This is a genomic window from Janthinobacterium sp. 35, from assembly GCF_002754575.1.
GTDB classification, from domain to species: Bacteria; Pseudomonadota; Gammaproteobacteria; order Burkholderiales; family Burkholderiaceae_D; genus Janthinobacterium; species Janthinobacterium tructae.
In genome coordinates this window covers 4,370,108-4,382,690 of record NZ_PEFN01000001.1, presented here as the reverse complement: position 1 = coordinate 4,382,690, position 12,583 = coordinate 4,370,108, and the positions used below count along the sequence as shown (strand labels likewise).

General features: G+C 60.1%; 12 protein-coding genes. 1 reads left to right on the top strand and 11 read right to left on the bottom strand.

Translation table 11 applies throughout. The annotated features are described in order from the left end of the window. Window positions 1–116: 116 nt before the first annotated feature. Window positions 117–2,969, bottom strand: a complete 2,853-nt coding sequence (locus CLU93_RS19465) for a 2-oxoglutarate dehydrogenase E1 component (RefSeq protein WP_099762948.1) — start codon at window positions 2,967–2,969, stop codon at window positions 117–119. Window positions 2,970–3,225: 256 nt separating this feature from the next. Then, window positions 3,226–4,200, bottom strand: a complete 975-nt coding sequence (locus CLU93_RS19460; RefSeq protein WP_099762947.1) for a LysR family transcriptional regulator — start codon at window positions 4,198–4,200, stop codon at window positions 3,226–3,228. 117 nt (window positions 4,201–4,317) lie between these two features. On the opposite strand from CLU93_RS19460, the gene CLU93_RS19455 reads away from it, so the two are divergent. Next, window positions 4,318–4,773 (top strand): hypothetical protein, encoded by a 456-nt coding sequence (locus tag CLU93_RS19455; RefSeq protein WP_099762946.1) that lies wholly within the window; start codon window positions 4,318–4,320, stop codon window positions 4,771–4,773. A gap of 11 nt (window positions 4,774–4,784) precedes the next feature. On the opposite strand, the gene CLU93_RS19450 is transcribed toward CLU93_RS19455, so the two are convergent. The 9 genes from CLU93_RS19450 to CLU93_RS19410 all read right to left on the bottom strand — a co-directional run bounded on the left by CLU93_RS19450 (window position 4,785) and on the right by CLU93_RS19410 (window position 12,296). Continuing rightward, complete coding sequence (locus tag CLU93_RS19450; protein WP_099762945.1) at window positions 4,785–5,327, bottom strand: NAD(P)H-dependent oxidoreductase; 543 nt, start codon at window positions 5,325–5,327, stop codon at window positions 4,785–4,787. A gap of 224 nt (window positions 5,328–5,551) precedes the next feature. Beyond that, complete coding sequence (locus CLU93_RS19445; RefSeq protein ID WP_099762944.1) at window positions 5,552–5,893, bottom strand: winged helix-turn-helix transcriptional regulator; 342 nt, start codon at window positions 5,891–5,893, stop codon at window positions 5,552–5,554. Between the two features lie 97 nt (window positions 5,894–5,990). Continuing rightward, window positions 5,991–7,292 carry a citrate synthase gene (gene gltA / locus CLU93_RS19440; protein ID WP_071076256.1) on the bottom strand — a complete coding sequence of 434 codons (1,302 nt, stop codon included), beginning with the start codon at window positions 7,290–7,292 and terminating at the stop codon, window positions 5,991–5,993. A 122-nt stretch (window positions 7,293–7,414) separates the two neighbouring features. Further along, window positions 7,415–7,696, bottom strand: coding sequence for an FAD assembly factor SdhE (locus tag CLU93_RS19435; protein WP_034752073.1), 282 nt, complete (start codon window positions 7,694–7,696; stop codon window positions 7,415–7,417). 117 nt (window positions 7,697–7,813) lie between these two features. After that, the gene (locus tag CLU93_RS19430; protein ID WP_034752075.1) at window positions 7,814–8,524 is read right to left on the bottom strand and encodes a succinate dehydrogenase iron-sulfur subunit; all 711 of its coding nucleotides are present in this window, start codon (window positions 8,522–8,524) and stop codon (window positions 7,814–7,816) included. A gap of 9 nt (window positions 8,525–8,533) precedes the next feature. Then, complete coding sequence (gene sdhA, locus CLU93_RS19425; protein ID WP_099762943.1) at window positions 8,534–10,315, bottom strand: succinate dehydrogenase flavoprotein subunit; 1,782 nt, start codon at window positions 10,313–10,315, stop codon at window positions 8,534–8,536. Window positions 10,316–10,317: 2 nt separating this feature from the next. Then, window positions 10,318–10,683 carry a succinate dehydrogenase, hydrophobic membrane anchor protein gene (gene sdhD, locus CLU93_RS19420; protein ID WP_071076254.1) on the bottom strand — a complete coding sequence of 122 codons (366 nt, stop codon included), beginning with the start codon at window positions 10,681–10,683 and terminating at the stop codon, window positions 10,318–10,320. Beyond that, complete coding sequence (gene sdhC, locus CLU93_RS19415; protein WP_096236932.1) at window positions 10,683–11,105, bottom strand: succinate dehydrogenase, cytochrome b556 subunit; 423 nt, start codon at window positions 11,103–11,105, stop codon at window positions 10,683–10,685. The genes sdhD and sdhC overlap by 1 nt, the downstream gene beginning before the upstream one ends. Window positions 11,106–11,411: 306 nt before the next feature. After that, complete coding sequence (locus CLU93_RS19410) at window positions 11,412–12,296, bottom strand: GntR family transcriptional regulator (RefSeq protein WP_099762942.1); 885 nt, start codon at window positions 12,294–12,296, stop codon at window positions 11,412–11,414. Window positions 12,297–12,583 lie beyond the last annotated feature (287 nt).

The following is a 12,583-nucleotide window of genomic DNA, read 5'->3' as shown; positions in this document are numbered from 1 at the left end:
TAAAACTCCGTTTATTTTGTTATTGCGGCGCCGCCCCTGCGTAGCAAGGGCGGCGCTCCGTCATGATGTATGCGAGCAGGCGCCATGCATACACATGGCGCCTCTTATCCTGCCACTTACTTGGTCAGGATAAAACCCTTCAGCTTCGAGAATGCCGTTTCCAGCAGATCTTTTTGCTGGGCGTAGTGCTTGTCATAGTAACCGACAGCAGGCGACGCCGAAGCAGGACGGCCGGCGTAAGCCAGACGCTGACCAGCTTCCAGGCCTTCGAAGATGTTGTGCTGGATCTGGAACCAGGCGCCCTGGTTTTGCGGCTCGTCCTGGGCCCATACGACTTCGACCAGGTTCGGGAACTTCTTCAGTTCAGCAGCGAACGACTTGTGCGGGAACGGATATAGCTGTTCCAGGCGCACGATGGCCGTGTCGGTCTGGCCGCGTGTCTTGCGTGCGTTGACCAGGTCGTAGTAGACCTTGCCCGAGCAGGCGACGACGCGCTTGACTTTCTTGGCATCGATTTTGTCGTCGACTTCGCCGATCACGGTCTGGAAACCACCCTTGGACAGGTCGGTCAGCGGCGAACCGGCATCCTTGTTGCGCAACAGCGACTTCGGCGTCAGGATGACCAGCGGCTTGCGGAACTGGCGCACCATCTGGCGACGCAGCAAATGGAAGATCTGCGAAGCCGTCGTCGGCTGCACCACTTGCATGTTGTTGTCTGCGCACAGCTGCAGGAAACGCTCTGGACGCGCGGACGAGTGCTCAGGACCCTGGCCTTCGTAACCGTGCGGCAGCATCATGACCAGGCCAGAAGCGCGGCCCCACTTCACTTCGCCGGAGCTGATGAATTGGTCGATCACCACTTGCGCGCCGTTGGCGAAGTCGCCGAACTGGGCTTCCCAGATCGTCAGGGTGTTCGGTTCAGCGGTCGAGTAGCCGTATTCGAAGGCCAGTACGGCTTCTTCGGACAGCACCGAGTCGATGACGGTGAACGGCGCCTGGTTGTCCGAGACGTTTTGCAGCGGAATGTAGGTACCTGCATCCCAGCGCTCGCGGTTCTGATCGTGCAGGACGGCGTGGCGGTGCACGAAGGTGCCGCGGCCGGCATCCTGGCCCGTCAGGCGGATGGCGTAGCCGGACGAGACCAGCGATGCGTAGGCCAGGTGTTCGCCCATGCCCCAGTCCAGGTTCATTTCGCCACGGCCCATGGTGCCACGGTCGCCCAGTACTTTTTCAACCAGCGAGTGGACCTTGAAGTCGTCCGGCACGCTGGTGATGCGGCTGGCCAGGCGTTTCAGTTCCGTCATCGGCACGGCGGTGTCGGCCGAATCGGTCCATTTCTTGTTCAGGAACGGCAGCCAGTCGACGGCGTACTTGTTCTTGAAGTTCGAGATGACCGGATCGACGGTATGCTTGCCGGCGTCCATGGCGTCGCGGAAAGCGGCCACCATCTTGTCGCCGCCATCGGCAGGGATCACGCCTTGCGCTACCAGCTTGTCCGCGTACAGCTTGCGGGTGCCTGGATGCTGGCCGATCTTCTTGTACATCAGTGGCTGCGTCAGTGCCGGCGTATCCTGCTCATTGTGGCCCAACTTGCGGTAGCAGATGATGTCGAGGACGATGTCCTTCTTGAATTCCATGCGGTAGTCGAGCGCGATTTGCGTCGCCAGCACCACGGCTTCAGGATCATCGGCATTGATGTGCAGGACCGGTGCTTCGATCATCTTGACGACGTCCGAGCAGTACAGGGTCGAGCGGGCATCGCGCGGATCCGAGGTGGTGAAACCGATCTGGTTGTTGATCACGATATGCACCGTGCCGCCCGTATGGTAGCCGCGGGTTTGCGCCAGATTCAGCGTTTCCATGACCACGCCCTGGCCGGCGAAAGCGGCATCGCCGTGCACCAGGATAGGCAGCACTTGCGCGCCCTGCGCGTCGCCGCGGCGATCCATGCGGGCCTTGACGGAACCTTCGACCACAGGGTTGACGATTTCCAGGTGCGACGGGTTGAACGCCAGCGACAGGTGGACCGGGCCGCCTGCGGTGGAGATATCCGACGAGAAGCCTTGATGGTACTTCACGTCGCCGGCAGGCAGGTCGTCGCCATGCTTGCCTTCGAATTCTTCGAACAGTTCCTGTGGCGCCTTGCCCAGGGTGTTCACCAGTACGTTCAGGCGGCCGCGGTGGGCCATGCCGATGACGATTTCCTGCACGCCTTTTTCGCCGGCGCGCTGGATGGTTTCATCCATCGAGGCGATAAAGGTTTCGCCGCCTTCCAGGGAGAAGCGCTTCTGGCCCACGTAACGGGTGTGCAGATAGCGTTCCAGGCCTTCAGCCGCGGTCAGGCGGTCGAGGATGTGGATTTTTTTCTCTGGGGTGAAATTCGGGGTGGAGCGGATCGATTCCAGTTTCTCTTGCAACCAGCGCTTTTCGGCCGGATCGGAGATGTACATGAATTCGGCACCGATCGAACGCGTGTAGGTGTCGCGCAGATAGTTGAGCAGATCGCGCAGGGTGGCGGTCTCGGGGCCAAAATAGGTATTGCTGATGTTGAACACGGTGTCCATGTCAGCGTCGGTGAAACCGTAGAAGCTCGGCTCGAGCTCAGGGATCATCGGACGTTCCTGGCGTTGCAGCGGATCCAGATTGGCCCAGTGCGAACCGAGGTAGCGGTAAGCGGCGATCAGTTGCGTTGCAGCAACACGTTTGCGGCCCATTTCAGCATCGAAGGAAGCGGTCACCGTGCGGATCGGACCTGCTTTTGCGCGCTCGGCGAACGAGGCGACGACGGAGGCATGCGCCACGTCAGGCTTGTTGCTGCCATCGACGGCAGGCACGTGCTGCATCGCGTCGAAGTAGGAGCGCCAGTTATCGGGTACCGAGCCTGGATTGTTCAGATACGCTTCGTACAGGTCTTCCACGTACGGAGCATTCCCACCGAACAGGTAGGAGTTGGTCGTTAATTGCTGCATATATTGCTCACCTTTCTTCGCGTTTCGCGAGGAATTAGCGGGTTAATCTAACCTTCCGCGACACGGCCTGACCGGTTAGCGGATTGCACATCAAGTTGTGGGGAAGGGCTTTTTTATTGCACCAGCATTCTGCATACCGTCATTTAGAATAGCACGCGGTATTGTAACGCAACAACGGCTAGTTGAATTTATTTGGCAAGCAAATGTAAGCCGGGTGCTTGATTTTCCCGGGCTTGCCAGCCTGTTACTGTTGTGCTTACGGCACTTTCACACCCGCGCTGGCGTGCCGCTTGCGCCCGACTGGTCTGCCCGATGACGGCGCCGCCGCGATGGCCGCCAGCCAATCGGCATCGCCGGCAAACCAGTCCACCAGGAAGTCGAGCATGGTGCGCAGCAGCGGCGACATGTGCTGGCGCGAGGTGTAGATACCGTAGATGCCCATGTCCTGCGGCTGATACGCGGGCAAGAGTTCCACCAGTTGCCCGCTGGCGATCAGCGGCGCGGCCGAATAGCGCGGCTGCATGGCGATGCCCGCCCCCGCCACCGTCGCCACCAGCAGCACCAGCGATTCATTCGCCGACAGGCGGCCGCTGACGGGGACAGTAAGCGCTTCCCCGTCGTGCGTGAACTGCCACAGGCTCTTGCCGAAATACGTATAGGTCAGGCAGTTATGCAGGGCCAGGTCCTCCGCCCGGCGCGGCGTGCCATGCGCCGCCAGATACGATGGTGCAGCGCACACCACCGAGGCGCAACTGGCCAGCTGGCGCGCGATCAGGTTCGGTTCGAGCGCGTTCGTGATGCGGATCGCCAGGTCGATGCGCTGCTCCACCAGGTTGACGGCGCGGTTCTCCATCTGCAGGTCGACGGCGGCGCGCGGGTAGCGCTGCAGGTAAGCGGTCACTGCGCCAGCGAGCGCCGTCTGCGCCAGCGATTGCGAGCAGGTAATGCGCAGCAGGCCGTGCGGCGTGTCGGCGCCTTCCGGCGCGGCGACGGCCATGGCGCCGGCCACTTCCAGCATCTGCCGGCAGCGCGCCAGGGTCGCCTCGCCCGCATCCGTCAGGCTCAAACGACGCGTGGTGCGATGCAGCAGACGCGCCCCCGCCCACTGCTCCATCTCGGCCAGGTAACGCGTCACCATGGCGCGCGACATGTCGAGCGCCTCGCTGGCAGCCACCATGCTGCCGCGCTCGGCAATGGCGACAAATACTTGTGCGGCGGTGATGCGGTCCATGCGGATACTCCCTTGATTCATCCGATCCATGCAACTAAGTATTGCAATCTACCCTATTTGTCGCATTTGGTCGAAAGGATAATATGCAGCAAGAGTATCGAATAGCGAAAGAATCCTATGCTGGCACGCGCCACCCTTCCTTTCCGCACGCTGGAAACCTTCCAACTGGACGTGCTGGGCTGCGCACCGGCCACTTCGCTGCTGCTGAGCGGCGTAGCGGACGCCATCCTGATCAACGCCCAGTTCCTGCGCAACGATGCGACGCAGTTAGCGCACACCATCGCCGCCAGCGGCAAGCGCCTGACCACCATCTATATCAGTGCGGCCGAACCGCAAGCCTATTTCGGCCTGGGCGTATTGCAGCAAGCCTTTCCGCACGCCCACATCCTCGCCAGCGGCGCCACGGTCGAGGCGATCCGCCGCCAGGCCGGCGCCAGGGTCGCCCACTGGGGCGGCATCCTCAAGCACAATGCGCCGCGCCGCATCGTCATGCCCCAGCCCTATGAGGGCGACAGCCTGCAACTCGAGGGCCGGCAGATTGCCTTGCGCCAGCTGGAAGCGGCATTCGACTGACACGCCGCGTCTTACAAGGCCGCCAGGTAGCGTTCATACGCTTGCGCGCTGTGCGCCAGCCGCTCGGCATAGCCCACCTCCTTCGGACCGTCTTCCGCGCCATAAAAGGCAAAGAAGCGGCGCTTGTCGGCGCCGATATACGCCAGGGTGACATCGAACGGCGCCAGCAGCTGCGCCAGGGTGACGTTCCACTTGCCTTGCGGCGTGAAGTCCTGCTGCCGGATGCCGGCCGTGACGGCCAGCGCCACCTTGCGGCCCTGGAAGGCGTCACCGCCCGTGCCGTAAGCCCAGCCATACGCCAGCACCTCATCGAGCCACTGTTTCATCATGGGCGGACAGTTAAACCAGTACACGGGGAACTGCAAGACCACATTGGCGTGCGCCTCCACCAGCGCCTGTTCGCGCGCCGCATCGATTTTTCCTTCCGGATAAGCCTGGTACACATCATGCATGGTGTAACGGTCAGGATACTGCGCCAGTTCCTGCAGCCAGCGCTTGTTGGCCACTGACGTGGCGATCGAGGGATGGAAGACGATTACGAGGGTTTTCATCATGCTGCTTTCCTGAAGTGAAATGGATGCACCGGCCCCACACTCTCAGGAAAGCAGGCAAGCCGGTACCCTGCCCCGTGGCGCGCAGCATGTGGCTGCGCGCCTGCAGAGGCAGAAACAGCATAGCCATACCGGGTACTTTTCACAAGTACGCACATTGACTGCTCATACAGGAAGAAAAGTAAGCTGCAAGACCGCAGAAAGTCCCTTGAGCAAGCGCCTCCGTATCAGACTGGCTGGTGCCGCTCGCCCCACGCGCACAGGGTATGCAGCACGGGGATCAGCGATATGCCCTTGCTGGAGAGCGAATACTCAACCTTGGGCGGCACTTGTGGATACTCCTTGCGCACGATCAGCGCATCGGCCTCCAGCTCCTTCAGCACGACGCTGAGGGTCTTGAAGGCGATGCCGCCGAGATGGCGCTTGAGTTCGTTGTGCCGCAGCACGGTGTTTTCCGCCAGCGCATACAGGATCAGCATCTTGTATTTGCCACCGATCAGCGACAAGGTGTAGCCAAATGCCGTATCGCCCAGGGCCACGCCGCCAGGGGCGCAGGTTTCTTCATTCATCGCGTTGTGCTTCCTGTTGATCCGGGGGTTGAGCCTAACAGCCCGGCATAAAAAAACGGGCCGAAGCCCGTTTTTGATTGCTCGATACCGCTCTGGATTAACGCTTGTCCAGTGGCAGTACTTCGCGCGTCGTCGAACCGACGAACAGCTGGCGCGGACGGCCGATTTTTTGCTCTGGGTCGGCGATCATTTCGTTCCACTGGGCGATCCAGCCGATCGTACGGGCCATAGCGAAGATACCGGTGAACAGCGACACCGGGATGCCCAGCGCCGATTGCACGATGCCCGAGTAGAAGTCGACGTTCGGGTAGAGTTTGCGCGACACGAAGTAGTCGTCGTTCAGTGCAATCTTTTCCAGTTCCATCGCCAGCTTGAACAGCGGGTCGTCTTGCAGACCCAGTTCTTGCAGCACTTCGTAGCAGGTTTCACGCATCAGCTTGGCGCGTGGATCGAAGTTCTTGTACACGCGGTGGCCAAAGCCCATCAGCTTGACGCCGGAGTTCTTGTCCTTGACTTGCTCGATGAAGGCAGGGATGTTCTCGACGGTGCCGATTTCTTTCAGCATGTTGAGTGCCGCTTCATTCGCGCCGCCGTGGGCAGGGCCCCACAGGCAGGCGATACCGGCAGCGATACAGGCGAACGGGTTGGCGCCCGACGAACCGGCCAGACGGACGGTCGATGTCGAGGCGTTTTGCTCGTGATCCGCGTGCAGGATCAGGATGCGGTCCAGGGCGCGCACCAGCACGTCGTTGACCTTGTACTCTTCGCACGGATTGGCGAACATCATGTGCATGAAGTTGGCGCTGTACGACAGGTCGTTGCGTGGGTACACGAACGGCTGGCCGACCGAGTACTTGTAGGTCATGGCGACCAGGGTTGGCATCTTGGCGATCAGGCGGATGGCCGACACTTCGCGGTGATGCGGGTCGTTGATGTCCAGCGAATCATGGTAGAACGATGCCAGCGCGCCGACGGTGCCCACCAGGACCGACATCGGATGCGCGTCGCGGCGGAAGCCACGGAAGAAGAATTGCATCTGTTCGTGCACCATCGTGTGCTTGGTGACGGTGTCGACGAACTTGGCTTTCTGCGCCGCGTTCGGCAGTTCGCCGTTCAGCAGCAGGTAGCACGATTCCATGAAGTCGGCGTTGACGGCCAACTGTTCGATCGGGTAACCACGGTACAGCAGCTCGCCCTTGTCGCCGTCGATGTAGGTGATCGACGAGTTGCAGGCGGCCGTCGACATAAAGCCTGGGTCGTAGGTGAACTTGCCGCTACCGGCGTACAGTTTGCGGATGTCGATGACGTCCGGGCCAACCGTGCCTTTGTAGATTGGAAATTCAAGCGATGGGCTGCCATCGGAGAACGACAGGGTAGCTTTTGTGTCAGAGATATTCATGGGCTCTTCCTTCTCGGGAGTGAGTCGAAATAAAAAATCAAAAATTCTGGCTGCAATTCGCACCGCACTCGGCAGTGCTACAGCGCGCCACTCGCACCGTTTGCAATATATCGCCCAGGCGTCTAGGCAATGCGCAGTCGTTGCAGCAGTGCGCGCACATGCGGCAGATCGACTTCGCCTTCCGGCTCTTTACGGGCCAGTACCAGATCCATTAACGCATTGTCCGATAAATCCAGCAAACGCGTCAGCGCGTCAACTTCTTCATCGGTCAATTCGGTTTCATACGCATCGAGAAAACGGGTCAGGATAATGTCGTTTTCCAGCAGGCCACGGCGTGAACGCCAGCGCAGGCGGGCGCGGTTGGCCGGGTCGGCCTGATGCGAGGACAAAATTGATTCTGTCATTTGGTTTACCACTTTACGGGTGCCTTGCGGCACGGTACTGCTTTGCAGGCGCCGCCTGCAGGCAAGAGAGGATACCCTCTTCCCGCAAACGGCGCCCGGCGGACGCGATCAGACGAATCAGATCGCGCGGCGGACCATCAATTCCTTGATCTTGCCGATCGCCTTGTTCGGGTTCAAGCCTTTCGGGCAAACGTCGACGCAGTTCATGATCGAATGGCAGCGGAACAGGCGGTACGGGTCTTCCAGGTTGTCCAGACGCGCGCCGGTGGCTTCGTCGCGCGAATCGGCGATGAAGCGGTAGGCTTGCAGCAGGCCTGCCGGGCCGACGAATTTGTCCGGATTCCACCAGAACGACGGGCACGACGTGGAGCAGCATGCGCACAGGATGCACTCGTACAGGCCATCGAGTTCTTCGCGCTGTTCCGGCGACTGCAGGCGTTCTTTTTCAGGCGGGATCGAATCGTTGATCAGGAACGGCTTGATCGAATCGTACTGCTTGAAAAATTGCGTCATGTCGACGATCAGATCGCGGATGACCGGCAAACCTGGCAACGGACGCAGCACGATAGGCTCCGACAGTTCGTTCAGGTTGGTGGTGCATGCCAGGCCGTTCTTGCCGTTGATGTTCATCGCGTCCGAACCGCACACGCCTTCGCGGCACGAGCGGCGCAGGGCCAGCGAGTCATCGACGTCCGCCTTGATGCGCTGCAGTGCATCGAGCAGCATCTTGTCGGTGTCTTTCAGTTCGACCGTCAGGTCTTGCATGTACGGCTTGGCATCCTGGTCAGGATCGTAGCGGTAGATTTTGAATTTGAGAGTGCGTGCCATGGTATAGCCTTAGAAAGTACGTGGTTTCGGTTTGAAGGTATCAACCGTCAGCGGCTTGGTCACGACTGGCTTGTATGCCAGTCGGTTGCCTTCCGAATACCACAGAGTGTGCTTCATCCAGTTGTCGTCGTCACGTTGCGGATAGTCGTCCTGGGCGTGGGCGCCGCGCGATTCCTTGCGGGCTGCTGCCGAAACGATGGTCGCTTTCGCCGTTTCGATCAGGTTGTCCAGTTCCAGCGCTTCCACGCGGGCCGTGTTGAAGACCATCGATTTATCCTTGAAGGAGACGTGCTTGCGGCGCTCGTCGAGCTTCATGATTTCTTCGACGCCCTTGTTCAGCATCTCGTCGGTACGGAATACGCCGCAGTACTTCTGCATCGTTGCGCGGATGTCGTTCGCCACGCCCTGCACGGTTTCCGTGCCGGTCGAGTTTTCCAGGCGCGCCAGGCGGCCCATGGCAAATTCGGCAGCGTCGGCTGGCAAAGGCTTGTTTTCCTTGGCTTTCAGGCCGCTGTTGACGATGTGATTGCCGGCCGCGCGGCCGAAGACCACCAGGTCAAGCAGCGAGTTCGTGCCCAGGCGGTTGGCGCCGTGCACCGACACGCAGGCACATTCGCCGATCGCGTACAGGCCGTTGACGACCTTCGCCGAATTGTCCGGACCGGTCGGGGTGACGACCTGGCCGTGGATGTTCGTTGGAATGCCGCCCATCTGGTAGTGAATCGTCGGCACGACAGGAATCGGTTCCTTGGTGGCGTCGACGTTGGCGAACTTGTGGCCGATTTCCAGGATCGACGGCAGGCGCTTGGCGATGGTGTCGGCGCCGATATGGCGCAGGTCCAGCATCACGTGGTCCTTGTTCGGACCGCAGCCGCGGCCTTCCTTGATTTCCTGGTCCATCGAACGCGAGACGAAATCGCGCGGCGCCAGATCCTTCAGGGTCGGCGCATAGCGCTCCATGAAGCGTTCGCCTTCGCTATTGATCAGGATGCCGCCTTCGCCGCGCACGCCTTCGGTGATCAAGACGCCCGCGCCGGCCACGCCGGTCGGGTGGAACTGCCAGAATTCCATGTCTTGCAGCGGCAGGCCGGCGCGTGCTGCCATGCCCATGCCGTCGCCGGTGTTGATGAAGGCATTCGTCGAGGCGGCGAAGATGCGGCCTGCGCCACCCGTTGCCATCACCGTCGTCTTTGCTTCCAGGATCATGCATTCGCCGGTTTCCATTTCCAGCGCCACAACACCGATCACGTCGCCTTCGGCGTCACGGATCAGGTCGATTGCCATCCATTCGACGAAGAAGTGCGTACGCGCACGGACGTTGCGCTGGTACAGCGTGTGCAACAGGGCGTGACCGGTACGGTCGGCTGCCGCGCAAGCGCGCTGCACCGGCTTTTCGCCGAAGTGGGCCGTGTGGCCGCCGAAGGGACGCTGATAGATGGTGCCATCAGGGTTGCGGTCGAACGGCATGCCGAAGTGTTCCAGTTCGTACACGACTTTCGGTGCTTCACGGCACATGAATTCGATGGCATCCTGGTCGCCCAGATAGTCGCCACCCTTGACGGTGTCGAACATGTGCCAGAACCAGTTGTCTTCGGCCATATTGCCGAGCGACGCGCCGATACCGCCCTGCGCCGCCACGGTGTGCGAGCGGGTCGGGAAAACTTTCGACAAAACAGCGACGTTCAGACCGGCTTCAGCCAGTTGCAACGACGCGCGCATGCCGGAACCGCCGGCGCCAACGATGACCGCATCAAAGCGGCGGGTAGGAATTGCAGATTTATATGCTGCCACGATTACACACTCCAGAGTATCTGCACCGTCCAAGCGGCACAAGCGATCAACCACAGCATGGTGGCAATTTGCAGCGTCAGACGGAGGCCAGCGCTTTTCACGTAGTCCATCCAGATGTCGCGTACGCCAACCCATGCGTGGTAAAACAGGGCGACGAAAGTCACCAGGCTGAACAATTTAAACCACTGCTGCGCAAACAAACCGGCCCAGCCTTCATAGCTGAAGTTGCTGCCGGTGAGGAAGGAAATCAGCAGGATGGCCACATAAGCCACCATGACGATGGCGGTGACGCGTTGCGCCAGCCAGTCGCGCAAGCCGTAATGGGCACCGACGACGAGGCGTTTCGGTCCGATGTTATTGTCTGCCATTAAAATACTCCAAACAGTTTCAAAGCGACCAATGCCGTCAACACCACGCTCACGACCAGTACGGACGTGGCGGTCTTGCGAGCCGAATCTTTTTCGATAGCAACGTGCACATCCATGAACAGGTGGCGGATGCCGGCGCAGAAGTGGTGCAGGAAGGCCCAGACCAGAGCCAGGGTGATCAGCTTGACGAACCAGTGCGAGGCGATGCCCTGGAAGTAAGCGTAGGACATTTCGGAACGCAAGCTCAGTTCCAGCATGTACAGGATGCAGGGCAGCAGGGCGAACATGATGAAACCGCTGATGCGATGCAGGATCGAGACGATGGCGCCGACGGCCATGCGGTAGTTCGACAATTCGGTAACATGAATGTTACGGAATTCCGGCCGTTCTTTTTTTGGTACTTCTCTTACGGCTTCAGACATAACAAAAACCTCCCCTTGATAACTAAATATTGAAGCGAAGCCGCGATTTTCGCCGATTTTCGCAACCCACACCAATATCTATTGTTGCATATAACCAAAATGGTTTTTTACTACAAAATATCGCGCTACTTTCCGTAGTTCACGTAATTTAATTACAGAATCGCCGGCAAAGCACGGCCCGCCGGAGCGGGCCATGCTTTAGCTGCGCTTTCTGTTGTCTCCGCTGCCCGCCTTGCGGCAGGCATCTTGCAAGCGATGCACTTCAGCCTTGCTGCTTGTCCGGGTACCCGCAGGCCCCCCGCCGCTTCAGCTGAGTTCATTCTGATAATGATGGCGACTGGTCAGATACAAGCCGCGGCGCAGTTCGACCGGCTTGTCACCATAGGTAAACGACACGCGCTCGGAACTGAGCAAGGGCGTGCCGAGGTCAATATTTAACAATTGCGCGGCGCCCGCGTCGGCGCACACGGCGCGGATCTGCTCGGACGCACGGATCATGCGCGTGCCGAATTCCGTTTCGAACAGGCCGTACATGGGCCCCTTGTATTCCACCAGGCGCTCGGCCGTCAGCCCCTTGAAGATCAGGCCGGGCAGCCACAGCTCCTCGACGATGGTCGGCACGCCGTCGAAATACTGAACGCGCTTGATGAAGATGACGGCGTCGCCGGACTTCAGGTCCATCAGGCGCGCCACGTCGGCCGGCGCGCGCACGCGCTTGACTTCGATAAATTTACTTTCGGGATAATGCGGCACGCCTTCGTCCGGCACCAGGCGCAGGAAGCGGAAATGCGCGCGCGCCTCATGGTGCGTGGAAACGAAGGTGCCCTTGCCCTGGCGGCGCATGACGAGGTTCTCGGCGGCCAGTTCATCGATGGCCTTGCGCACCGTGCCCTGGCTGACCTTGAAGCGCCCAGCCAGCTCGACTTCGCTGGGAATGAGCTCGCCCGGCTTCCACTCGCCCGATTGCAGGCTCTGCGTAATGAGCGCCTTGATCTGCTGGTACAGGGGACTGAAGGTGGGTGCAGCGCTGGCGACGGGCATCGCCGGCGTAGTGGTATTGCTGCTGGCCACCGCGGTGACGGGCGTGCTGGCCGCTGCGGCGACGGGCGTGGCCGCAGTGCCCGCGGTCGGACTGACCGCCCCGCTTGCAGCAGTGGCATTGTTGGTCAGATTGGACGAGGCGGGATTCATAGTCCGACATTTCAACACAAATCACTGCCCGCGTCCAGTAAAACACTCGTAGTTATCTGTCTTATATAAGACATAAGATATGATTGACAGATACAGATCGGAGGCCTAAACTGCCCTCGATAAAACTTCTGAGCCAGCGTTTTATGTTGTCGGCCAGCCACTCTGGCCTCGTGCAGCACGAGCGTGACGGCAGCGTACACCAGCAATTCGGTGGCGCGTGCCGGTTTTGGTATCATTATAGTTTTTCCGGATAAGCGTAAGCCCAGCTTCAAGCCCGTTTTCTTTCC

What these genes read in the sequence shown, in the direction of transcription:
- CLU93_RS19465 (WP_099762948.1), bottom strand. Translation starts at nt 2,969, where the DNA reads ATGCAGCAATTAACGACCAACTCCTACCTGTTCGGTGGGAATGCTCCG.
- CLU93_RS19460 (WP_099762947.1), bottom strand. Translation starts at nt 4,200, where the DNA reads ATGGACCGCATCACCGCCGCACAAGTATTTGTCGCCATTGCCGAGCGC.
- CLU93_RS19455 (WP_099762946.1), top strand. Translation starts at nt 4,318, where the DNA reads ATGCTGGCACGCGCCACCCTTCCTTTCCGCACGCTGGAAACCTTCCAA.
- CLU93_RS19450 (WP_099762945.1), bottom strand. Translation starts at nt 5,327, where the DNA reads ATGATGAAAACCCTCGTAATCGTCTTCCATCCCTCGATCGCCACGTCA.
- CLU93_RS19445 (WP_099762944.1), bottom strand. Translation starts at nt 5,893, where the DNA reads ATGAATGAAGAAACCTGCGCCCCTGGCGGCGTGGCCCTGGGCGATACG.
- gltA (WP_071076256.1), bottom strand. Translation starts at nt 7,292, where the DNA reads ATGAATATCTCTGACACAAAAGCTACCCTGTCGTTCTCCGATGGCAGC.
- CLU93_RS19435 (WP_034752073.1), bottom strand. Translation starts at nt 7,696, where the DNA reads ATGACAGAATCAATTTTGTCCTCGCATCAGGCCGACCCGGCCAACCGC.
- CLU93_RS19430 (WP_034752075.1), bottom strand. Translation starts at nt 8,524, where the DNA reads ATGGCACGCACTCTCAAATTCAAAATCTACCGCTACGATCCTGACCAG.
- sdhD (WP_071076254.1), bottom strand. Translation starts at nt 10,683, where the DNA reads ATGGCAGACAATAACATCGGACCGAAACGCCTCGTCGTCGGTGCCCAT.
- sdhC (WP_096236932.1), bottom strand. Translation starts at nt 11,105, where the DNA reads ATGTCTGAAGCCGTAAGAGAAGTACCAAAAAAAGAACGGCCGGAATTC.
- CLU93_RS19410 (WP_099762942.1), bottom strand. Translation starts at nt 12,296, where the DNA reads ATGAATCCCGCCTCGTCCAATCTGACCAACAATGCCACTGCTGCAAGC.